The organism is Mesorhizobium sp. M3A.F.Ca.ET.080.04.2.1, assembly GCF_003952525.1.
Lineage (GTDB): Bacteria > Pseudomonadota > Alphaproteobacteria > Rhizobiales > Rhizobiaceae > Mesorhizobium.
This window is the reverse complement of sequence record NZ_CP034451.1, coordinates 2540335-2562784: the sequence shown is the minus strand read 5'-3', so window position 1 is coordinate 2562784 and position 22450 is coordinate 2540335. Positions and strand designations below refer to the sequence as shown.

The 22450-nt window shown below is 63.9% G+C and carries 21 protein-coding genes, 1 pseudogene and 1 riboswitch; of the genes and pseudogenes, 7 read left to right on the top strand and 15 right to left on the bottom strand.

Annotation, left to right across the window (positions count from 1 at the left end; all coding sequences use genetic code 11):
- Positions 1-12 precede the first annotated feature (12 nt).
- Together EJ074_RS12290 and EJ074_RS12285 are read left to right on the top strand one after the other, a co-directional pair.
- Complete coding sequence (locus EJ074_RS12290; protein WP_095807807.1) at positions 13-855, top strand: fumarylacetoacetate hydrolase family protein; 843 nt, start codon at positions 13-15, stop codon at positions 853-855.
- A 34-nt stretch (positions 856-889) separates the two neighbouring features.
- Positions 890-2056: an aminotransferase class V-fold PLP-dependent enzyme gene (locus EJ074_RS12285; protein WP_095807808.1), complete on the top strand. Its 1167-nt coding sequence runs from the start codon at positions 890-892 to the stop codon at positions 2054-2056.
- 214 nt (positions 2057-2270) lie between these two features.
- Here EJ074_RS12285 and EJ074_RS12280 read toward each other — a convergent pair whose 3' ends face one another.
- Entirely contained in the window at positions 2271-3335 is a 1065-nt protein-coding gene (locus EJ074_RS12280) for a D-alanine:D-lactate ligase-like protein (protein ID WP_095807809.1), read from the bottom strand.
- A 300-nt stretch (positions 3336-3635) separates the two neighbouring features.
- Positions 3636-4033, bottom strand: a pseudogene (locus EJ074_RS30220) (transposase); the annotation flags it as partial.
- A 305-nt stretch (positions 4034-4338) separates the two neighbouring features.
- Between EJ074_RS30220 and EJ074_RS12270 the strand changes: the two are divergent.
- The 3 genes from EJ074_RS12270 to EJ074_RS12260 are packed head-to-tail and all read left to right on the top strand — an operon-like array spanning position 4339 to position 6360.
- A complete protein-coding gene (locus EJ074_RS12270) occupies positions 4339-5109 on the top strand; it encodes a DeoR/GlpR family DNA-binding transcription regulator (protein ID WP_095807811.1) in 771 nt (256 codons plus the stop codon).
- 13 nt (positions 5110-5122) lie between these two features.
- A complete protein-coding gene (locus tag EJ074_RS12265) occupies positions 5123-5881 on the top strand; it encodes a triose-phosphate isomerase (protein ID WP_095807812.1) in 759 nt (252 codons plus the stop codon).
- Positions 5882-5919: 38 nt separating this feature from the next.
- Positions 5920-6360, top strand: coding sequence for an RpiB/LacA/LacB family sugar-phosphate isomerase (locus EJ074_RS12260; protein WP_095807813.1), 441 nt, complete (start codon positions 5920-5922; stop codon positions 6358-6360).
- A gap of 64 nt (positions 6361-6424) precedes the next feature.
- Here EJ074_RS12260 and dhaL read toward each other — a convergent pair whose 3' ends face one another.
- From dhaL to EJ074_RS12240, 4 genes are all read right to left on the bottom strand, one after another.
- Entirely contained in the window at positions 6425-7063 is a 639-nt protein-coding gene (gene dhaL, locus EJ074_RS12255) for a dihydroxyacetone kinase subunit DhaL (RefSeq protein WP_095807883.1), read from the bottom strand.
- Positions 7064-7071: 8 nt separating this feature from the next.
- Positions 7072-8079 carry a dihydroxyacetone kinase subunit DhaK gene (locus EJ074_RS12250; RefSeq protein ID WP_095807884.1) on the bottom strand — a complete coding sequence of 336 codons (1008 nt, stop codon included), beginning with the start codon at positions 8077-8079 and terminating at the stop codon, positions 7072-7074.
- 73 nt (positions 8080-8152) lie between these two features.
- Positions 8153-8626, bottom strand: coding sequence for a 6,7-dimethyl-8-ribityllumazine synthase (locus tag EJ074_RS12245; RefSeq protein WP_095807814.1), 474 nt, complete (start codon positions 8624-8626; stop codon positions 8153-8155).
- Positions 8627-8704: 78 nt separating this feature from the next.
- Positions 8705-8855: riboswitch (FMN riboswitch) on the bottom strand.
- 66 nt (positions 8856-8921) lie between these two features.
- The gene (locus tag EJ074_RS12240; protein WP_095807815.1) at positions 8922-9500 is read right to left on the bottom strand and encodes a CGNR zinc finger domain-containing protein; all 579 of its coding nucleotides are present in this window, start codon (positions 9498-9500) and stop codon (positions 8922-8924) included.
- Positions 9501-9595: 95 nt separating this feature from the next.
- Here EJ074_RS12240 and EJ074_RS12235 point away from each other — a divergent pair, with 95 nt between their 5' ends.
- Complete coding sequence (locus EJ074_RS12235; RefSeq protein WP_095807816.1) at positions 9596-10396, top strand: alpha/beta hydrolase; 801 nt, start codon at positions 9596-9598, stop codon at positions 10394-10396.
- Positions 10397-10530: 134 nt separating this feature from the next.
- Here the strand turns inward: EJ074_RS12235 and EJ074_RS12230 are convergent, their stop codons facing one another.
- Together EJ074_RS12230 and oiaX are read right to left on the bottom strand one after the other, a co-directional pair.
- On the bottom strand, positions 10531-11862 hold the full coding sequence (locus EJ074_RS12230; protein ID WP_095807817.1) for a four-carbon acid sugar kinase family protein: 1332 nt from the start codon (positions 11860-11862) through the stop codon (positions 10531-10533).
- Between the two features lie 2 nt (positions 11863-11864).
- Entirely contained in the window at positions 11865-13115 is a 1251-nt protein-coding gene (gene oiaX, locus EJ074_RS12225; RefSeq protein ID WP_095807885.1) for a 3-oxo-isoapionate-4-phosphate decarboxylase OiaX, read from the bottom strand.
- Positions 13116-13300: 185 nt separating this feature from the next.
- Between oiaX and EJ074_RS12220 the strand changes: the two genes are divergently transcribed.
- Entirely contained in the window at positions 13301-14014 is a 714-nt protein-coding gene (locus EJ074_RS12220; RefSeq protein WP_095807818.1) for a transcriptional regulator NanR, read from the top strand.
- Between the two features lie 108 nt (positions 14015-14122).
- Here EJ074_RS12220 and EJ074_RS12215 read toward each other — a convergent pair whose 3' ends face one another.
- The 7 genes from EJ074_RS12215 to EJ074_RS12185 all read right to left on the bottom strand — a co-directional run bounded on the left by EJ074_RS12215 (position 14123) and on the right by EJ074_RS12185 (position 22437).
- Complete coding sequence (locus EJ074_RS12215; RefSeq protein WP_095807819.1) at positions 14123-16021, bottom strand: hypothetical protein; 1899 nt, start codon at positions 16019-16021, stop codon at positions 14123-14125.
- Complete coding sequence (locus EJ074_RS12210; protein WP_095807820.1) at positions 16018-17052, bottom strand: Gfo/Idh/MocA family oxidoreductase; 1035 nt, start codon at positions 17050-17052, stop codon at positions 16018-16020. The genes EJ074_RS12215 and EJ074_RS12210 overlap by 4 nt, the downstream gene beginning before the upstream one ends.
- A gap of 2 nt (positions 17053-17054) precedes the next feature.
- Entirely contained in the window at positions 17055-18119 is a 1065-nt protein-coding gene (locus tag EJ074_RS12205; RefSeq protein WP_095807821.1) for an ABC transporter permease, read from the bottom strand.
- Entirely contained in the window at positions 18112-19668 is a 1557-nt protein-coding gene (locus EJ074_RS12200) for a sugar ABC transporter ATP-binding protein (RefSeq protein ID WP_129553479.1), read from the bottom strand. The genes EJ074_RS12205 and EJ074_RS12200 overlap by 8 nt, the downstream gene beginning before the upstream one ends.
- Positions 19665-20330: a DUF2291 family protein gene (locus EJ074_RS12195; protein ID WP_095807823.1), complete on the bottom strand. Its 666-nt coding sequence runs from the start codon at positions 20328-20330 to the stop codon at positions 19665-19667. Before EJ074_RS12195 ends, EJ074_RS12200 begins: the two co-directional genes overlap by 4 nt.
- A 79-nt stretch (positions 20331-20409) precedes the next feature.
- Positions 20410-21351, bottom strand: coding sequence for a D-ribose ABC transporter substrate-binding protein (locus tag EJ074_RS12190; RefSeq protein WP_095807824.1), 942 nt, complete (start codon positions 21349-21351; stop codon positions 20410-20412).
- A 258-nt stretch (positions 21352-21609) separates the two neighbouring features.
- Complete coding sequence (locus tag EJ074_RS12185; RefSeq protein ID WP_129553478.1) at positions 21610-22437, bottom strand: phosphogluconate dehydrogenase C-terminal domain-containing protein; 828 nt, start codon at positions 22435-22437, stop codon at positions 21610-21612.
- Positions 22438-22450: the final 13 nt, after the last annotated feature.

Here is a 22450-nt window from a genome sequence, read left to right as displayed (position 1 = left end):
ACGGAGAGAAACATGAAACTTTTGCGTTTCGGCGCCAAGGGCAAGGAGAAGCCCGGAATCGTCGATTCCGACGGCAAAGTGCGCGACCTGTCCGCCCACGTCACGGATATCGGCGGTGACCTTCTGCGCGATGAAGGCCTGGCCAAGATTGCGGCACTGGATTTGACGAGCCTGCCCGAAGTCAAGGTCGATCGCTATGGTCCCTGCGTCGCTCAGGTGGGCAAGTTCATCTGCATCGGCCTGAACTATTCCGACCACGCCGCCGAAAGCGGCCTCCAGGTGCCGCCCGAGCCGGTGATCTTTGCCAAGGCCACCAGCGCGATTTGCGGGCCAAACGACGATATCGAGATGCCTCGCGGCTCCAAGGCCACCGACTGGGAGGTCGAGCTGGGGGTCGTGATCGGCAACGGCGGCAAGTACATCGACGAAGCCAATGCGCTAGACCACGTGGCTGGTTACTGCCTGATCAACGATATCTCTGAGCGCGACTTCCAGAACAAGCGCTCCGGACAATGGACGAAGGGCAAATCGGCGGACACGTTCGGCCCCATCGGTCCGTGGCTTGTCACCCGTGACGAGGTGCCGAACCCTCAGGACCTGTCCATGTACCTCGAGGTGAACGGCAAGCGGATGCAGGATGGCAGCACCAAGACGATGATCTATGGCGTCGCCTTTGTGGTATCGTACCTGTCGCAGTTCATGAGCCTGCAGCCAGGCGACATCATTTCGACCGGCACGCCTCCGGGGGTCGGCATGGGGATCAAGCCCGAGCCGGTCTATCTCAAGGCCGGCGACAAAATGGAATTGGGTATCCAGGGGCTCGGCGTGCAGCGCCAGAACGTCGTGCAGGGATAATACGCCTTACGATCTGCCAAGAAAGAGTTAGAAGATGACTGCCTTGCTGCCGCATGTGGATCCCGACGGTCTCCTGGAATATTCCGTCGTCTTCACGGACCGCGCGCTCAATCACATGTCGCTGGCCTTCCAGGGCGTCATGCGCGACCTCTCTCAGACGCTGCGCACCGCTTACAATGCGGGCGAGGAAGGCGAGGGCGTGGCATTGGTGCCCGGTGGCGGCACCTACGCCATGGAGGCCGTGGCGCGCCAGCTCGCCCATGGCAAGAAGGTTTTGGTCATCCGCAACGGCTGGTTCTCTTATCGCTGGACCCAGATCTTCGAGGCGGGGGCCATCCCCGCCGAAAGCATCGTGCTGAAGGCGCGCCCGGTCGATACGCAGCCGGGCGGGCGCCAGCGGCCGTTCCAGCCCGTGCCGGTCGACGAGGCTGTCGCCGTCATCGAAGCGGAGCGGCCGGATCTGGTTTTCGCGCCGCATGTGGAGACCGCCTCCGGCATGATATTGCCGGACGCCTACATGAAGGCGATCGCCGATGCCGCCCACAAAGTCGGCGCCCTCTTCGTGCTGGACTGCATCGCTTCCGGCGGCATCTGGGTCGACATGAAGGCGATTAGCGTGGACGTGCTGATCTCGGCGCCGCAGAAAGGTTGGAGCGCTTCGCCCTGCAGCGGCATCGTGATGATGAACAAGGCCGCCAGGGCCGCAGTGAAGGCGAGCACCTCCTCCTCTTTCGGCTGCGACCTGAAGAAGTGGCTCGAGATCATGGAAGCCTACGAGAATGGCGGCCATGCCTATCATGCCACCCTGCCGACCGATGCCTTGCGCGGGTTCCGCGATGCGATGCTGGAGACCGAGGCGAGGGGCTTCGAAAAGGTGCGGGCTGCGCAGCTCGAGCTCGGCGCGCGCGTAAGGCAGCTCTTGGCGCAACGCGGCTTTGCCAGCGTCGCCGCGGACGGCTTTGCCGCGCCCACAGTCGTCGTTTGCTATACCGACGACCCCGGCATCAAGTCCGGCGCCAAATTTGCAGCCGCCGGGCTGCAGACAGCTGCCGGCGTGCCTCTCATGTGCGACGAGCCCAGTGACTTTCAGACCTTCCGTATCGGCCTGTTCGGCCTCGACAAGCTGGCCGACGTCGACCGCACGGTGGGAAACTTGGAAGGTGCCCTCAACCAGGTGCTGGGCACCGCGAACCTTCGCTAGCTGTGGATTGGCTCGCTGTCCGGCGGGTCACAGAGACCGGCTGAACTTGCCGCGTATAGATTGATGTAAAATGGGACCTCAGGTTTCAGACTGATCAAGGAAGCCCTGACCGGAGAACTGGCAAGCACTTCCTGGCCCTCGACTGTGCGTCCGCGCATCCCGAAGGCGCGCGGCAATGTAAGGGCACAACCGAAGCTATAGATTCAGCATCGGGTCATGGGTCTTGGCCTTTACATAGACGACGTGCCGCCGTCGCAGCAAGGGCTTCGGCCAGGCTCAGCTTCCACTGTGAGCGACAATAGCTTCGGAAGTCGAAGGACGGCAGGCCCGGAGCAACCTCGAATTCGATAAGATGGACGGTATCGTCGGGCTCGATCCGGAGGTCCATCGAAAACACGTCCCGCAATCCCAGGACGCGCATCAACCGGTCCGCGATCGCCCTGACCCTGGCATCCGCCACCGGCTGGGAAGCATCGACCGACATCAGGATCGGCTCCTGGTAGGCTCCGACGGTCTTGGCTGTCTCTCCGGCATCTCCGTACAGCGCGAGGCTTTCAGCCATGGTCAGAAAGTCTCCTGCGGAATCGACAAAGGCGATGCCCAGCGCCTCGGCTCCGGCGCCTGGTTCGATTCCAAGAAAACTCGCCCGGACATTTCGTCCTGAAACATAAGCCTGCACGACCGTATCGTCACGATAGGCTGCGAAAATGCGGCGGCTGATCTCCAGCGCTTGGGCAAGATTGCTGCAATGCGAATCCGGCCATATCCCGATCTTGGCGCCGAGGCGGTTGGGCTTTACGAACCAGCCTTTCTGCGAGGCGGGAGGCTCGACCAGCCATTCTCCGGCGCGGGCAAGGCCTGCTGCCGGCACTGGCATCCCCAGCGAGGACAGGACCGAACCAGACCGGAACTTGTCCTGGCAGAGCGCAAACAGCGAATCGTCGGCGCCAATAGTCTTCAGTCCTCGCAGGCGGGCCAGAGCGGGCGCTGCACCACCACGAAAATACGCGATACCGTCCGTCAAGGTCCAAACCAGGGCGGTTTGAGGATCGGCGGCAGCGAGCCTCACCTCCATGTCGACCAGCTCAACCGGGTTGAAGGACATCCCGTAGGCCGCGCAGACCTGCTCGATTTCGCCGAATTCGCGGGCCAGATCGGTCGACTGCGCCAGATAGGCAGAGATTTCCGCGGCGCGGTTGGAATCGAATCCATCCGACGTCAACCGGTCAAAGCAGGCTTGCTCCGGTTCATAGACAAGGATCAATTGGGGATGCATCATAGGTGCTGCGGCAGCCTTGCTCGGAATATACTGAGCTTCACAATCTCACCGCCAAAGGAACGGCCTTTCCCGAAATCCGACACGTGAAGCCAAGAGGGCGACAGAGCTGCAGCCGGGCTCCTGCCCTAACAGGCTGCGGAAAAACTTGGTCGGTTTGCCCTTTCCCGTGTGAGGTCTTCGAAATTGAAGGGGGCCGGCCGGCTGTCGGCCGGGATTTTCGGCCGATTTTGCCTTGATGGTTGGTATGAGAGCGATTGTGGGCATGGTCAGGATGTGGCCATCAGTTTGGCAGCCGGATTCATAGGCGGCAGCGGCCACAGTGAACGTCCAGCCCACCCTGTGAGTGCCGCGATGGCGTGTCTTACGCAGCACGCCGATGGTCTTGATCCAGCCGAAGACCTCTTCGATGCGCTTACGTCCACGCAGGCTGATGCCATAGCCTGCATGCCGTGTCGTGCGGCCATCGAGAGCGCTTCGACGCAAGGTGCCGTTCTTGTCCACAACTCGTTCTTGGCGATGTGCGGCGTGACCTTGCGCTCGCGTAGGTCGGCGACGAACTCGCGTGCGTCATAGGCTTTGTCCATCCCCACTGTGATCTGCTTCTCGGCGCCCAGCCGATCCACCAGCGCCAGCGCTGCTTTCCGTTCGGCCGTCCCCGTCGCCGGCGTCAGCCGCGCACCGACGACCATGCCGTTACGGCCGCGGGAGGTGGAACAGGTAGAGGCGTGAGGCGCCGCCACACCAGCGGGTGCCGAAACGCAGCCGCACGCGGCCTGTCAATTGCATGTCGCTCAACCACCTGAGGACAACGCAGCCTGGCATGCCGGTGAGGGCCCGCAGCTCGCGCGAATCGAGCAACTGCCCTTTTGATTGCACCCGCGATCTTCAAGAAAATCTCGCAATTTTTCTCAAGATCACACAACTTTCTGCTATTGTATCGTGTGGCAGTGTTATATGCATGCTCAAACAGCCTGGCTTGCCGGGCTGGTGAGGTCCGTGAAAAGTGAAAAGCGACAGCCGCCGCCAAGGCATTATGGATTTCTTGATGGATGCCGGCACGGCCTCCGTCGAGGATCTCGCCTCGCGCTTCAGCGTTTCGAAAATGACAGTTCACCGTGACCTCGACGAACTTGAGGAGAGCGGCTTCCTGCGCAAGGTGCGCGGCGGCGCCTCGATCCAGCCAAGCGGCCTGTTCGAGAGCGATTTCCGCTACCGGCAGAAGCTGGCTGGCGAGGAGAAGCGTCGCTTGGCGAAGGCCGCGGCCGCAATGATCGAGCCTGGCCAGACCGTTATCATCGATGACGGCTCGACCGCTGGCAGCATCGCTGCTCATCTGGCCGAATTGCGCCCGCTGACCGTCATCACCAACAACCTGGCCGTCATCCAGGAACTGGCTCCAATCGGCGGTATCACGCTGATCGCGCTCGGCGGGCAATACAGCAAGAAGTTCCACGGCTTTTTCGGCCTGCTGGCTGAGGAGACGCTGCGTTCGCTGCGCGCCGACGTGGCCTTCCTGTCCTCGTCGGCTATCCATGGAGCTTCGGCCTTCCATCAGGAGCAGGAGGTCGTGCAGACCAAGCGCCTGATGATGGCGGCAGCGGCACGAAAATATCTGCTGGTCGATCACGGCAAGTTCGGCCGCACGGCGCTGCATTTTCTTACCGAGCTCAAGACATTCGACACGGTCTTCACCGGCGGAGAGCTAGGCCCACCGGCGCGTGAGGTGCTGGAGGCAGCCGGCGTTTCGCTGACGGTTGTCGACGACAAGGATTAGAGGAGCGCTACGCGTGGTCTACTGGGTCGGTACAAGCTGGAAGATGAACAAGACGCTCGCACAGGCGCTGGCTTTCGCCGAGGCGCTGGCCGGGTTTGTCCCCGGCTTCGACGAGCGCATCCAGCCCTTCGTTGTTCCGCCCTTCACGGCGGTGCGAGAGGTCAAGCGGATGCTGTCGTCGACGCGCATCAAGGTCGGCGCCCAGAACATGCATTGGGACGATGCCGGTGCCTGGACCGGCGAGGTCTCGCCGCTGATGCTGAAGGATTGCGGCCTCGATCTCGTCGAACTCGGCCACAGCGAAAGGCGCGAGCATTTCGGCGAGACGGATCACGCTGTCGGTCTGAAAACGGCGGCGGCAGTCAGGCACGACCTAGTGCCGCTGATCTGCGTCGGCGAGACGCTGGCCGAGCGTGAAGCCGGGCGGGCCGACGCCGTGCTGACCGCGCAGGTCCAAGGCGCGCTGCAGTTTCTCGAAGGGCAGGCGAAGGCAGCAAGAATCCTGTTCGCCTACGAGCCGGTCTGGGCGATCGGCGACAAGGGCATTCCGGCGAGTTCCGACTACGCCGACAGGCAGCAGGCGCTGATCAAGCGTACAGCCGCCAAGCTGCTGCCGACAACGCCGCCGGTGCTCTACGGCGGCAGCGTCAATCCGCAAAATGCCGCCGAACTGATCCGTCAGCCCAATGTCGATGGCCTGTTCATCGGCCGATCGGCCTGGCAGGCGGAAGGCTACATCGACACCTTGCAGCGCGCCTCAGCGGCGGTCTGAACCAATCGCAACGCATTCGGACAAGGAAGGACACGACCATGAAGATAGCCATTGGAGCCGACAGCGCCGGCAAGCCGCTGCTCGACGTCATCGCGGCTCACCTCGCGACCAAGCCGGGGCTGACCGTCAGCGATCTCAGCCAGGCCGGCTACTATGCCGATCTGTCGCAGAAGCTCGCCCAGACCATCGTCGATGGCGAGAACGACCGCGGCATCCTGTGCTGCGGCACCGGCATCGGCGTCTCGATCTCGGCCAACAAGGTGCCGGGCATTCGCGCGGCGCTCACCCACGACACCTATTCTGCCGAGCGCGCGGCCAAGTCCAACAACGCACAGATCATCACGATGGGCGCCCGCGTCATCGGGCCGGAACTTGCCAAGGCGATCGTCGACACCTGGCTGGCATCCGAGTTCGACGAAAAAGGCCCATCGGCCGGCAACGTCCAGGCGATCAACCGGCTCGATGAAGCCAAGCGTTAGGTTATGTCTTTGACGCAATTCCGGACGGGTGAGCCCAACCGTTTCACAGTTTCCTGGAATTGCTCTAGCCAAGGCTGCTTCGGATCGCGCCGATGACGGTGACGGCCGAGGCGGCCCCCGGATCGATATGGCCGAGCGAGCGCTCGCCGAGGCGAGAGGAGCGGCCCTTGGCGGCGATCATCTCCTTGGTGGCCTCGGCGCCGCGCTCGGCCGCGGCAAGCGCCGCAGCGAGGCTTTCCGCAAGGCTCTTGCCGGCGTCATGCGCGGCACCCGCCGCTTCGGCCGCCGGCTGCCAGGCATCGACCATCGTCTTCTCGCCGGGTACGGCCTTGCCGCGATCCTTGATGCCTTGCGCCATGGCCGTGAACATCGCGATCACGTCCTCCTCCGCCAGCGTCGCCTTGCCCTTGACGGCGGCGGCGGCGCGCATGAAGGCGGTCGCATAGAGCGGTCCAGACGAGGCGCCGACAGCGTTGAGGAAGGACTTCGCCGCAGTGTTGAGCAGCGCTGTCGGCTCGCTCGCAGCGAGGTCGAGCGCCGCGACTGCATCGCGCGCCGCATTGAAGCCGAGGGCCATGGCAATGCCATGGTCGGCATCGCCGATCACGCCGTCCAGTTGGCAGAGCCGGTCCTTGTCAGCCTCGATCGTGGCCGCGATCGTGTCGAACATCATCTTCAGGCGGGTCGAGTCGATTGCCGTCATGGTCTGCCTCAGCCGGCCCGGAACATGGCGCAGTCGCACGGATGGTCGAGCATCTCCTGCAACTCGCCGTCGAGATGCTCCAAGGTCACGGAGGCGCCGGCCATTTCGAGTGAGGTGCAGTAATTGCCGACCCAGGTCGCGTGCACCGCGACGCCGATATCGTCGAGCCTCTGCCTGACCCGGCGGTTCATGATGTAGAGCTCCATTAATGGCGTCGAGCCGAGCGAGTTGACGAGCACCGCGACCTTGTCGCCGCGCGACGGCGCCATTTCGGCCAGGATCTTGTCCATCATCTCATCGGTGATCGCATCGGCGCTCTTCAGCGCCCCGCGTGCGATCCCGGGCTCGCCATGGATTCCCATGCCGATCTCCATTTCGTCGGCGCCGATCTCGAAATTCGGCCGCCGCGTCTGCGGCAGCGAGCAGGGCGACAGCGCCACGCCCATGGTGAAGGTGCGGTCATTGGCCTTGCGGGCGATGCGCTCGACCTCGTCGAAGGACAGCATCCGGTCGCAGGCCGCACCCGCTGCCTTGAAGATGAAGAAATTGCCGGCGACGCCGCGCCGCTTCTGGCGCTGGTCGCGGGGGGCGGAGGCGACGTCGTCGGTGGTTAGCACCGTGCGCACCTCGACGTCGTCCATGGCCGCCATCTCGGCGGCCATGTCGAAGTTCATCACGTCGCCGGCATAGTTGCCGTACATGAAAAGCACGCCCGCGCCGCCGCTCGCCGCCTTGGCGCATTCGAGGATCGGGTCCGGCGGCGGCGAGGCAAAGACGTTGCCGATGGCCGCGGCATCCGCCAGGCCCCTGCCGACGAAGCCGAGAAAGGTCGGCTCGTGGCCGGAGCCGCCGCCAATGACGAGGCCGACCTTGCCGGGCCGGGGACCGTCACGGGCGATGATCGAGCGCGGGCTGCCCTCCACGCTCCTGAGGTGACGCGGATGCGCGGCGAGGATTCCTTCCAGCATCTCGTCGACGGCGCGATTACCGTCGTTGATGATCTTCTTGGTCTGCACCGGCATCCTCCCGATCTCGGTATTTCCGAGATATTACAGGCTGTTGCTGCGATTTCCACCCGCCACGCCGGTTTCAGGCAGCGATGCGCTCCCGCGCGGCGAGAATCTCGACGCAGGCCTTGGCCGCCTCCTTGCCCTTGACCTTGAAGTGCTCGAGAAAGAAGCGGTGATGCTCTGCGCTGTCATGATAGTGGTGTGGCGTGAGCACCGCTGACAGCACCGGCACGCCCGTCGAGAGCTGTACGCTCATCATGCCGTCGATGACGGCACGGGCCACGAAATCGTGCCGATAGATGCCACCATCGACGACGAAGGCGCTGCCGAGGATCGCGGCGTAGCGGCCGGTCTCGGCGAGCGTCTTTGCCTGCAGCGGGATCTCGTAGGCGCCCGGCACGTCGAAGACGTCGACCGCAAAGCGACCATGGCCGAGAGCGGCAAGCTCGGTCTCGAACGACATGACGCACTGGTCGACGATGTCGGCATGCCAGCGCGCCCGTATGACGGCGACGCGGCGGTGTTGTTGGTCATTGGGGAAATGCTGATTCATGGGTCCATCCTTCCGTTTCGAACCAGAATCAGGACGCACGACACGAACAAAGGCCCGCGCGAGCGGGACCATTCTCCGTTTCGTTCTCTTCCATCCGGACTATGACCGTCGGCCCCGGAATCGCACCGGATCTGCTGACCCTTCCGCTGCCGGAAGGCGCTCGCGGGCTTGGGTTTCCGAAGATCCCCTTACCGCCGGTGGGGACTTTCACCCCGCCCTGAGAACATTGACGGCGCAGCTACGGAAGGGCAGGGTCGGCCTGTCAACCGCCGGGGCATCGGGGGAACGCGATTTATCACGTGGCCCGGAACCGCTCCATCTTTGCCCGGTTGCCGCATCCTGCCATCTTGCACCAAACTCGCCCATTGCCCCGGCCGTGATCGATGAACAGCCAGGTGCAGCGTTTGCATTCCTTGATTTTCGACATCTGTGGACTGGCCGTCAGATGGAAAAGACGCAGGGCGAGCCTATGGCGAATGAGATCCGGACCTTGATGCTCCGGCGCTACGTCCCATGCGAGTTGACGACCTGTTGAGCCCATGGTCGTTACATCCATGGCGTCATGTACCGAGGCCTCTACTGCGCGCTTGGCGTCGCTGGGTGGCTCAACTCCTTTGATAAACGCGCTAAGCAATCCAAAGGCAGCCTCGCGGAATTCGCGAAGCAGTGCAAGCGCCAGCGACTGACCCGAGGTTGCCGCCAATTGGCCGGCTTCCGCAGCGTCGACGACGCCCGCACGCGCTGCCCAGTCCAGCGCGTCTTTCCAACATGTCAGCTTTTCTATTGCGCGTTGCTTGTCGTGGTCGCCGACGGTGTTGAGGAAATCCAGAACAACGTCGCCCGCTACGAAATCGGTCTCGTTCCAGGTCGTCATGAGAGAGTAACCCCTAATCACCAATTAATCGGTTATGTCCGGCTGCTGCCTTCTGTAACCTTTATTATCCCATTAGCGGTTATCAAGAGGGAAGCATGCTGCAGTTTGATCAGTCGTTTCGTTTTGAGGACCAAAAGATTGCGTGGGGCCGAATTGGCGAAGGCCCGCCTTTGGTCATGATCCATGGGACGCCATTTTCCTCCCAGGTTTGGCGCCGGATCGCTCCGCTCCTGGCGTCCAGGCGCTCCGTCTACTTCTTTGACCTTCTAGGATATGGCCGGTCGGCCAAGGAGAACGTCCCGGACGTTTCCTTAGGCATCCAGAACAGGCTTTTTGCGGCGTTGTTGAGGGAATGGGGTCTGCAGGACCCAGACGTCCTCGCTCACGATTTTGGCGGCGCGACGGCGCTGCGAGCCCACTACCTTCAGAAGATTCGCTACCGGAGCTTGATCTTGGTCGACCCGGTTGCGGTCGCCCCTTGGGGTTCACCGCTGGTCCAGCATGTCCGAGAACATGAAGCGGCATTCGCTGGCGTGCCTGACTACATCCATGAGGCGATATTGCGGGCCTATCTGCAAGGCGCAGCCTTCAGGCCGCTCAGCGATGAAGCCATGAACCTGTACCTGGAGCCCTGGCTGGGGCCGGTCGGGAAGCCGGCATTCTATCGGCAGATCGCTCAAATGGATCAAAAATACACCGATGAAATCGAAGAGCTTTATTCTGCGATGAGCTGTCCTGTCAGGCTGTTGTGGGGAGAACAAGACCAGTGGATTCCCATCAGCCAAGGAGAGCGGTTGGCGAACAAGCTTACAAATGGCGCGTTGACGCCGGTGCCCATGGCGGGTCATCTCGTCCAGGAGGATGCACCCGAAGCAATCGTCGCAGCCCTCCGATGACGATGCCTGGCTTGCCCTTGCGTCGAGCTCGATAGAAAGCGGGACGTATGTCCACGCGAGCGAGAGACCATTCTCCGTTTTGTTCTCTCACCCCGCCCTGAGGAATTGCCGGCGGTTGAGGCCGGCTGACGCTGTCAACCGCCGAGGCCATCGCGGATGGCCGAGAAATAGCGGTCGGTTCCGACCTGGCCGCCCTTCAGCGCGATCTCCAGCCCGTCGATCGCCGCGATGCTGGAATGGGCGACGCAGAGTGGCGAGCCGGGGGAGGCTGGAAGCGGCATCCTGACTGTCAGAGCGTCTACGCCCATCTCGCCAAGGGCGTGGCTGGACGTATCGCCACCGGCGATAATGACGCGTCGCAATTTCTGCTCCACGGTCAAGTGACGCAGCAGTTCGCCAAGCCCGCGGCCGACCTTGTGCCGGGCGCCTTCCTGCCGGTCGATCTCGGCCCCGCGATCGGCTGCTGGCCCAAGCGCCGTGTAGAGGATCACGCTGCGCCCGGCCTCGAGGCTGGCCTTGCCCGCAGCGGCTGCGCGCGCGATTGCCTTGTCGGAATGCTCCGAGACCAGCTCGACCGGATCGACCTCGATGCCGTCGAAACCGTCGCTCATCGCGTGCCGGATCTGCCGTTCCGTCGTCGGCGAGCAACTGCCCGACACAACAGCGATGCGGTCAGCGGCTCCGGGTGGCGCAAAGCCGTGCCCGGTGTCCGATCCCGTCTCCCCGGTCCATTCTGCGAGCAGCGCATATTCGATGCCGGAGGAGCCGACGACGAAGTATCCCCCGGGCGGGCGTGCGCGCCAGATCTCCTTGCCGGCCAGCGCCTGGCTTTCGGGGCTGTCGACGTCGATGAGCACGATCGCCGAATCTGCGGCCAGCCTATCGAAGGCTGCGGATCGATCCGGCGACCGCAGCGTCGCCAGATCGAGCAAGCCCGACGGAAGATCGGTCTGGCGCGACAGATGCACCAGGAGGTCCGACTCGTCCATGGGAGTCGCCGGGTGGCGGCTCATCACCGGATGGCGGTCGATGCGGTAGCAGCGGTCGCGATAAGCGGCGAACAGATGGCCGAAGGCGGTGTAGCGCCTGAGTTGCGGTGCGCCGACCAGCAGCGGCACGCAGTTCTGCTCGAACACGGCGCGGCCGATCTCGGTCGCCCGGCCGATGCTGCCGATCGTAGGGCTGGAATCGAAGGTCGAGCAGACCTTGTAGTGGCAGATCTCGGCCCGAAGCGTCTTCAGCCAGGCGAACGCGTCCTTGAGATGCGTGTCCATCCATTGCGGCGACTCGCTTCGGCTGGTGCCGGCGAGGCCAATGGCGCGACAATGCGCGAAGCGTCCAAGCAGGCCGGCATCCGGCTTGCGCATGAACAGCACGGTGGGCACGCCGCCGAGCTCGAGTGCTTCCATGACGTCGGTCGAGCCGGTGAGGTCATCGCCATAATAGCTGAGGAGTAGGTTCTGCATGCTCAGGCCGCCTTGCCGTCGGCGAATTTCTCGATCGAGCGCGCCAGCTCGACATGGCTCCTGGCAAATTCCTTGAGGGGAATGCCCTCCACCGCGGCCTGCCAGGCCTGCTGCACGGCGCGCACGCCGGCGCCGGGCCCGTCCGGGTGGCTGACGATGCCGCCGCCGCATAGATAGAGGAGATCGACGGTGCGCCCGGTGCGTTCATAAGTCTCGGGCGCTTGTCCGCCCCACTGGCCCGAGCCCGCCACCGGCAGCGCGCAATCGGCGGGCGAGAACAGCGGCGTGGTCACCGCCTCGAAGGAGCGAATGAAGGAGTCATCGGACTCCCAGTATTTCGAGGCGATGCCGTTGATCTGGAATTGGTCGACGCCGAGCAGCCGCCAGAACTGCTGCCAGACCCTGAAATCCATGCCGAGGCCCGGATGGCGGGTGAGGATGTCCCAGCCGTTGCGGTGCGCATGCAGCACCAGGCCGGAGCGCTTGCGCAGGAAGGCCATGCCGCCAAAGCCGATCGAGTTGATGTTGACCACCGCGCAATTGCCGCCGGCCGCGAGCACCATATCGTGGTTGCGCATCATCTCGTCCGGATCGGCATGCGAGATGCCGAAAGCGTACATCACCTTCTTGCCGTTTTTCTGCTCGTGGTCGAGGATCAGCGGCATGATCGCCTTTACCCGCTCCGACAGGGGCGAATAGGCCGGGCTCATCAGCTTCTCGTCGTCCTTGATGAAGTCGACGCCGGCCTCGATCAGCTCGCCCACCATCTCGGCCGTCTCGTGCGGGCGCAGGCCGAGCGCCGGCTTGACAATGGTGCCGATGATCGGGCGGCCTTCCACGCCGGTCAGCCGCCGGCTGCCGGAGACGCCGAATTGTGGACCCGGATGAGCGCCTCGGAACTCTTGAGGCAGTTTCATGTCGACGACTCGAATGCCCGACAGGCCCCTGATCGAGTAAGTGCCGCCAATGGCGATCGTCATCAGCGCCGCCAGGTCGGTGCCGATCGCATCGAACGGAAAGGCGATATCGACGTCGGCGCGCTTGAACGGGCCGGGACCGGTCTCGGGGATGGAAGGGTGCTCGGCATCGGCCAAGTGCCGGATCGCCAGCACGCGCGCCGCCACGCGCGCCTTCAACGCCTCGGTCTCGCCGGGCAGTGCGACGAATGTGCCGGTCGACTGGTCGCTGGCGATCTTGGCCGCCAGCGCCTCGATGCTGCCCGAGGTCTCGATGCGGTAGGTGAGGGTGATCATGGCCGCCATACCCAGTCAAAGGCAGGAAATGAATTCCCTGTCGTCGAAATCTGGTATAATGAGTACATAAGCATTGCAAGCAATATCCTGGCTGGGCCGGGCATCGCGCGAAAGGGCGACAGCCATTCCGGAAATTGCAACTGCAATGCTAGATTGGGACTGGATCAAGGGAGTGATTCGCGGCGATGAACCGTTCGGAACCGATCGTCCGGCGCAAGCTTTCCGATGAAGTCTTCGTCAGGTTGAAGCGCCTCATCACCAGCGGCGAGTTGCAGCCGGGCGACGACATGCCGTCCGAGCGCGAACTGATGGAGCGCTTCGAGGTCGGCCGGCCGGCGATTCGCGAAGCCATGCAGGCGCTGAGCAATATGGGCCTGGTCGCCATCTCGCATGGCGAGCGCGCCAAGGTGCTGCAGCTCACCGCCAAGTCGATCATCAAGCAGGTCGACGGCGCGGCGAAGATCATCCTGTCGTCCTCGAAGGACACGCTGGAGCATTTGAAGAGCGCGCGCATCTTCTTCGAGCGCGGCATGGTCAGGGAGGCCGCCGAGAAGGCGAGGCCCGAAGATGTGCAAAGGCTCAAAGCAATCGTCGCCGAGCAGCGCGCCGCGCGCGGCAATGCGGAGGCGTTCATTTCCGCCGACATGCGGTTTCATACCCAGATCGCGGCGATATCGGGCAATCCGATCTATGTCGCCGTCAGCGAGGCGATGCTCGGCTGGCTGAAGGAATATCACACCGAGATGCTGATCTGGACCGGCAAGGAAAAGTTCACGCTGACCGAACACGAAGAGATCATCGGCCGCATTGAGAAGAAGGATGCCGACGGCGCCGAAAAGGCGATGATCAAGCATCTCGAGCGCTCGCGCGCCCTCTATGTGATGAACTGGGAGAAATAATGCATGTCGCTCAGAAGCGTGCCGCGGTTCTGAGACAACGAATGCATCAAAACAAAACTCAAAGCGCGTCGCTTGAATTCGTTTCAGCGCGACGCGTTTTAGGTCCGCTCAGCCGAGCCTGGCTATGGCGTAGGCCGGCATTGTGAAGTGCCCTGAAGCCGCGCCGGGATCAAGCCTGCCCGCTCCGGCTCCGTCCCAAATCATAACCGGGCCTGCCGCTGCCAGCGTCGAGGCGTCGACAGACACCTCGTCGGGTGTGACGTTTGCCAGCCAGATCGTGACGGCGCCGCTGTCAGCGCGGCCTGCGAGCACCGCCAGGCGGTTCTCGTCGCTTGCGCGCATGGCGATATGCGTCTGGCCGGCCAGGGCGGCAAGGCCTTGCAGTGCGTGGAAGATCGGCCGGGGCGTTCCTTCCTCGCTGGGTTCGCCCGCCTCGGCAAGCACGCCGAAGCGCCCCGCGAAGCTGGAAAGCGTCAGCATCTCTAATCCCGCAGGCGCTACGCGCGCGGCATAGCCGATGGTCCAGGCGGCCGCGAACAGGCCGGCATGACGCGGATCGCGATTGGCCATGGCGATGCGCAGCCCATCCGCATTGTCCTTGGTCGCGCCGCCATACGGGTTCTGCCGCATGGCGATGGTCGAAGGCCCGATGCGGTAAGCTTTGGTTCCGTAGATGGCCCGTGTCGATCGGGTGATGAAAGGCAGCGCCTCCAGCGATTGCATGATGCTGAGGTCGTCCGCCGCATGCACGATCGGGCAGGTGCAATGGCTGACGAAGTCGAGCGCGCCAGCTGGCACGCGCTTGCGGTTGAGTTCGGTGAAATAGCTGAACATGCCGCCACCGAGGCGAATCTCCGGGAAAGCGCGCCGAGCCGCGGCATAGACATCCTCCAGCGGTGGACAGTCCGGCCAGGCGCTGCCGGGCGGCGTCGACTGCCGGTCCACCGAAGGCGAGACCGCGATCGCATCGAGCCGCAAGCCTGCCTGGCGCACCATCTCGGCGACACCGGATAGCCCGGCATCGAGATTTCCGCTGCAAGCAACGACGCATTCGAGCGTCGTCGTGGCGGGAAAAGTGCTGGCAACCCTGGCATGAGCCCGCAAGGCGTCCAGGCCATGGCCGCGTGTCGGGTCGAAGTGGAGCAGGAGTTGTTGCGGCCCAAGCTCCGACAGCAGCGCCATTTTGCCGAGCGTCGCCTCGACATCCTCCGGATAGGCCACCACGCCGAGATCGGGCAGCTTTGGCCCCGCTTCGCCGGGTTCGATGCGGACCGGCACGGCACCCGTTGTCGCGGCCGCCCTCACATTGCCCGCGATCAGCAGGCTGACCGTCTGGCGCACTGGCTGGCCTGCCGGCAGAACATAGGGCCAGGGCAGAGCCAGCGGCCGCACATAGGTCTTGTAGGACGCATCCGACCAGTTGCGCTGGTCCTCCATCTCGAACGTGTCGCCTTCCATCCGGCACTCGGCGGTGATGCCCGGGCGGACCTGATGGGTGATGGCGCGCATGTCCTTGAACGGCTGCCAGGGGTCGATCAGCAAAGGCAGTCTCGTGTCGATCACCCGGCCGTCCGTATGCTCGACCTTGACCGGGCTGCCGGCAAGGCCGGCAATCGGATGCAGGATGCAGAAGCCGCAGCGGTTGGTCTCGAAATCGCTTTCGGGCAGCGCCGTCACGTCGAAGATCAGTCGGCCGTCGGCGTGCCCTTCGATCCTGGCGCTGAAGCCGAGCCGGCTTCCGCCCGGCCCTTCGCAGCGTGCCGAGTAGCGCACGGAGAAACCGTCACTGCCCTGTTCGACGATCAGGTCCGACAGCGCCGGCTCATAGGTGCCCCAGTCGCGGTCGCGCACGACATAGGCAATGGCGCGCAGCACCTCGATGCCGCCGTGGCGGATGCTGCGCAGATTGCCGTTGACGAAGTCGGCGCTGAGGGGACCGGCGTTGAGCCGGACCGGTTCGGCGTCCATCGCGCGTGTGCCGTAGAGGGGGAATGGATTCGTGGTCATTGCAGGAGGTCGTCGATCTCGACCGGCTGCCGGCTGCCAGCGCCGGCATAGGCGGCCTCGACCAGCGCGAATGTCTTGAGGTTGTCGGCGCCGGATGTCGCCGGCTCCTTGGCCGTCGTCAGGCAGTCCACCCAGTGCCTCTGGATGGCGACGACACTTTCCTGGATGTTGTGCCATGGCCGCGACGCCCAGGGGAGCAGCGGCGGCGAGACGTCGGAAACGCTGGTACCGCTCTTGCCGGTCACCGTGAGTTGGTAGCCCTGTGCCAGGCGGATCGTGCCGTGGCTGCCGTCGATCTCGATCAGCGTCTCGGGGAACGGCTCGGCGGCAAGCTTCGTCGCATAGCTGCAATCGACCACGGAGGTGACGCCGCCCTCATGGTCCATCAGCATCGTCGCCACGTCCTCGCCTGCGATGTTAGGGTTGACGCGCATGGTACGCGCGGTGAGGCTCGACACGTCGCCGAGCAGGAAGCGCGCGATGTCGAGAATGTGGATGCCGAGATCCTCGATGATGAAGCGCTTGCCCGTCGCGAGATAGGGCTGGCCGGAAAATACGTCATAGCCCGAGCGGAAGCAGATGCGCCCGAAGAACGGCTTGCCGATCTCACCGCTGTCGAGCACTGCGCGCACCGCCTGGATCGGCGACTGCCAGCGGAAGTTCTCATGCACCATCAGCGGTACGCCGCCCTCCGCGCAGGCTTTGACCATGGCCTTGGCGTCGGCAAGCGTCGGCGCGAACGGCTTCTGGCAGATCACCGGCACGCGGTTGGCGGCGGCCATCTCGACCAGCGGCCTATGGCTGCCGACGGTGGTGGCGATGTCGACGAAATCGAGCGTCTCGCCTGCGAACATAGCAGCCGCATCGCTGTAGCGCCGCTCGATGCCGAACTGGTCGCCGACGATGTTGAGCCGCTCCGGATCGCGGTCGCAGATCGCCACGATTGCGGCGCCATCGATGTCGCGCCAGCCATGCATCTGGTTGACGGCGAAGAAGCCGCAGCCGATCAGCGCTCCGCGCAACGGCGCCATGATCAGCCCACCTTCGCCATCTGCATCAAGGTCACGCGGCTCTGCAGCCGGCGCTGCGCCTGGTCGACGACCACCGCGACGATGATGACGAGGCCCTTGATCACCATTTGCCAGAACGAGCTCACGCCCATCATCACCAGCCCGTCGGAGAGGATGCCGATGACGAAGGCGCCGACGATGGTGCCGCCGATCGTGCCGCGTCCGCCCGACATCGAGGTGCCGCCGAGCACCGCCGCCGCGATCGCGTTGAGTTCGAAGCTTTCGCCCGTCGCCGGATGCGAGGCCATCAGTTCGGATGAAATGATGAGTCCGACGATCGCCGCGCAGAAGCCGGAGAACATGTAGACAAACATCTTCACCATGTTGACGCGGACGCCCGATATCCGCGCCGCGCGCTCGTTGCCGCCGACGGCAAAGATGTGCCGGCCGAGGGGCGTATAGCGGGCGAGATAGGCCGCCCCCAGCGCCACTACGAGCAGGATCCAGATCGACACCGGCAGGCCGAGCAGTCGGCCGGCGCCGAGATAGCCGAAGCCGGTGGTGCCGAGCTCCGGCTTGCCGACGAGATTGGGAAAGGTGCGGCCGTCCGACGACAAGAGCGCCAGGCCGCGCGCGACGTAGAGCGTGCCGAGCGTGGCGATGAAGGGCGCGACGTTCAGCCTGGTGATCAGCAATCCGTTGACGGCGCCGATCAGGATACCCACCGCCAGCGTGATGAGGGCGATCTCGACGACATTGAAATAGACGGTGTAGCCGATCTGCAGGTCGATGCCGTTGAGCACGAGGTAGCCGGCGACCATGCCGCACAGGCCGACGATCGAGCCGACCGACAGGTCGATGCCGCCGGTGATGATGACGAAGGTCATGCCCATGGCCAGAAACGCGTTGAGCGCGACGTGCTTGGCCATCAGGATCAGATTGGCGGCCGAGAGAAAGTTTGGCGCCGCGATCGAGAAGAACACCAGCACCGCGATCAACGCGATGAAGGTCCGCAGCTTCATCAGCGTCAGCAGCAGCGAGCCTCTGGATGCGGATGGAGCAGCCGCCTTGGCCGGGATGTCAGTCATGGGCGTTGCTCTCCGTGTGCGGTCTGGGTCCGTGACCGAGCGCCGACGCGGCGACGATCGCCGCTTCGCTTGCCTCGGCGCGATCGAACATGCCTGTCAGTTTTCCGTTGCTCATCACCGCGATGCGGTCGGACAGCGCCATCACCTCGTCGAGGTCGGAAGTGGCGAAGAGGATGCCCAGCCCGTCGCGCGAAAGCTTGCGCATGGTGCGGAACACGTCGGCCTTGGCACCGACATCGATGCCGCGGCTGGGCTCGTCCATCAGAAGGACTTTCGGTCCGGTGAGCAGCGCCTTGCCGATCACCACCTTCTGCTGGTTGCCGCCCGACAGCGACGATACCTCCTGCGCCGGGTCGGCGACCCTGATCGCCAGTTCGCGCACCATCTGCGTGACGGCCTGGCGTTCGGCTCCACCGCGGATGTGGAACAGGCTGACGAAGCGCGACAGGCTGGCCAGCGTCAGATTGCTGGCGACGGACAGGATCGAGACCAGGCCCTCGCGCTGGCGATCTTCCGGGATCAGCGCCAGCCCGCGCTGGATGCGCCGCGTCGTGTCGCGCTCCCTGACCTGCTTTCCATCGATGAAGATCCTGCCGCTCGCCTGACCATGGCGGCCCATGATGCAGTCGAACAGCTCGCTGCGTCCGGCGCCCATCAGGCCATAGATGCCGAGGATCTCGCCGGCGCGCAGCGAAAGCGAGACGTGATCGACCGCCAGTCCGCCGGTGACGCGCGGCAGGCAGATCTCCTCGGCCCGGAACACCTCCTCGCCGGGCCGATGGCCGTCGGGCGTGGCGAAGTCCTTGGCGTCCGAGCCGATCATCTGCCGCACGATCCACTGCGTGTCGACGTTGCGCATCTCCTCCTGGCCGGTGATGCGGCCGTCGCGCAGCACGGTGATGTAGTCGCCGATGCGGATCAGTTCTTCCAGCCGGTGCGAGATGTAGACGATCGCCACGCCGCGTGCCTTGAGATCGGCGATCACCTTGAACAGGATCTCGACCTCAGCCGCGCTCAGCGCCGAGGTCGGCTCGTCCATGATCAGGATGCGTGCATCGAGCGAGACCGCCTTGGCGATCTCGACCAGTTGCTGCTGGCCGATGCGCAGATCCTCGACCAGCATGTCCGGCCGAATGCCGGCTTCGAGCTGTTCGAGGAATTCGGCCGCACGCAGCTCCTGCGTCTTGTGGTCGATCTTGCGAAAGACGTTGGTGATCTCGCGCGTGGCGAAGATATTTTCGGCGACCGAGAGATTGCCGAACAGGTTCAGCTCCTGGAACACCATGCCGATGCCGCGGCTCACGGCGTCGCCGGACGACGCGAAGGAGACCTCGGCGCCGTCGAGCAGGATGCGGCCGGCGGTCGGCCGCTCGACGCCGGCGATGATCTTCATCAGCGTCGACTTGCCGGCGCCGTTTTCTCCCACCAGCACGTTGACGGCGCCCTTGCACACCTCGAAATTGGCAGGCTTGACCGCGACAGTGCCGGCATAGACCTTGGAAATGTCCTCCAGCTTGAGGATGACGTCGTGAGCGGGCGAGGGGCTCATGGCTTCGGCCCGATCTCGGCCTCCGCCGGTGTCACCAGCGGCAGCTCCTGGCCGCTCTCGATCGTATAGGCGCCGAGCACCTTGGCGGTTCGGCCCTCGAGTCCATCGCGCGACAGCTTGGACAGCACCGTCTTGTCGGCATAGGCGTTGAAGGCCTTGCCGAATTGGGCGAAGTCGATCTGGTTGGTGAAGTCGTTGAATTGCACGAAGTCGAGGCTGTCGCGCAGCGCCGTGCCGCGCATCGCCGGCCCGATCTGCACTCGCGCGTCCGCCTTGCCGTCGCCATCGACGTCGACATCGATGGTTGCCGCACGCGACTGCGTGTTGGCGGCGACGATCTTGCCTTCGACCCGCACCGCGAAGGTCCATGGCGAATTCGCCTGCTTCTTCGGATTGCCATACTTGGCGCCGGCTGCGGCAGGATCGGATTTGGCAAGCGCGTGCACCTCGGCGAACGGCCCCGCCTTCTGCTGCAGATAGGGAATGACCTTGGGTGTCCAGATCTCGGCGACCATCCTGTCGGGGTTGAAGGCCGAGCTGTTGGCGCTATCGCCACCTTGGGCCGACGGCGTCGGCAGGATCTTGCAGGCGCTGAGGCCGACGGCGGCGGTGAGCGCAAGGATGAGCCAACTCTTCTTGGGCACGCAAGTCGGCTTGGTCATGGCAATCGAGAATACCCGAAAAAGAAATGGAGGCGAGGGACGAACGGGCGTTCGCCCCCCGCACTTGCATCGCGCCGGCTCAGTTCTTGAGCGCGAAGGTCTCCAGCTTGGGAGCATTGTCGGCATTGATCAGGACGCAGTCCATGAGCTGCTTTTCCTTCTCCGGCGACTTCTTGTTCTTGATGTAGTCGTTGGCCTGCTCGACGGCCATCTGGGCCTGGGCATAGGCCGGCTGCAGCACCGTCGCCTTGATGCCGCCGGAGGTGATGGAGTCGCGCACGTCGTTCGAACCATCGAAGCCGACGACGATGACGTCCTTGCGGCCGGCCGCGGCCAGCGCTGCATAGGCGCCCATCGCCATCGTATCGTTGCCGGAGATCACGCCCTTGATGTCGGGGTTGGCCTGCAGGATCGATTCCATCTTCGAATAGGCTTCGGTCTGGCTCCAGTTGGCCGACTGCTGCGCCACCATCTTCAGATCCGGATAATCGTCGATGACGTCATGATAGCCTTTGGAGCGAATGCCAGCATTGGTGTCGGACTCCTTGCCGACCAGTTCGACATAATTGCCTTTCTCGCCCATCAGCTTGACGAATTCCTGCGCGCCGAGCTGCGCGCCCTGGTAGTTGTTGGAAACGATCTGCGCCACCGCGACGCCGGTGGCGTTGATCTCGCGGTCGATCAGGAAAGCAGGCACGCCGGCGTCCTTGGCCTTCTGCACGGCGGCGACGGTGGCGTCGGCGCCGGCATTGTCGAGGATGATCGCCTTGGCGCCGCGGCCGATCGCCGTGTCGATCAGTTCCGACTGCTTGTTGGCGTCGTCGTCATGCACCAGCACCAGCGCCTCGTAGCCGAGTTCCTTGGCCTTGGCTTCGGCACCCACGGCTTCCGCCTTGAAGAACGGATTGTCGTGCGAGGGCGTGATGATGGCGATGAGATCCGCTGCATAGGCAGGCATCGCGGTGCCGAGTGCGAGCACGCCGGCGAAGGCTGCAAGCGTCATTCTGCGAGTGAGTTTCATTGAAGTCCTCCCATTGAAAACTCAGCCTCGGGTCCCGAGGCGATCGTCCATGTCTGAATTCGTCAGGCAGTAGTGGCAGCGCCGCCCGGATTGAAGCCTTCTGGCGGCTTCCTCCGATCGAGCCTCGCTGCCCCTTCCCCGCCATTCCTCGGCTCGCGCAGTTTCCGGAGTCCCAGCTATGCGAGCTCGAACAGCTAAAGCCAACTGGTATGATGAGTCAACCACAAATTCAGATGATATGTATCTGGTATAAGTGAATCAGGTAATGCGCTGGATGCTGGCGGCGATCTCCTCCGGCTCGAACACGCGCTTCCAATCGTCACGCATCAGCACCGGCTTGCCGAACTCGATCGCCTTGTTGCAGGCATCCGAAAACACGCCCTGGGTTTCGCCGAAAATGACGGCGCCGAGCACGTTCATGTGGCCGAGCAGGAAGTCGAGCGCCGCCTGTCGGTCGACGCCGCGCGCGACCACCTCGTCGAGCGCTTCCTTCATGACGACGAGCAGCGACGCGCAGACCGTCTCCGACAGCCCGGGTTCCAACAGAGCCATATGCTCGACGGTGACGCGATGCGAGCGCATCACCGGCGCCCAGATGATCTGAGCGATCTTCTCGCCCTTGGCGTAGTCCTCTTCCGGCCCCTGCATCAGCGCGCTGACGAAATGCTGCTTAGCCTTGACGCCGCCGAAGAAGTCCTTCTTCGCCGCCATGTCGGTCTCGTCGTTGAAGATCGGCGGATGGCAGGGATGGGTGACGAAGTAGGTCAGGTCGGGGCGCTTGGGCAAGTGGCCGGCAAAGGGAGCGGCCGCATCGAGCACGATCACCATCGTTCCAGGGGCAAGCTTGCTCTCGATGCCGGTCGCGACCTTGCCGATATGCGTGTCGGGGACGGCCAGGATCACCACCTCAGCGCCCTTGAGCGCGTCGTCGACGCTCACCGTGTCGATGCCGAGGCCGGTCTTCAGCCGCTCCTGGCCCGCCTCGCTGATCTCGACATGGCGGATCGAATAAGGCGAACCGCGGAAATTGGTCGACAGGCGGTAGCCCATTTTGCCGCCGGCTCCGAACAGCGCGATCGTTGTCATCTAACCTTGCTCC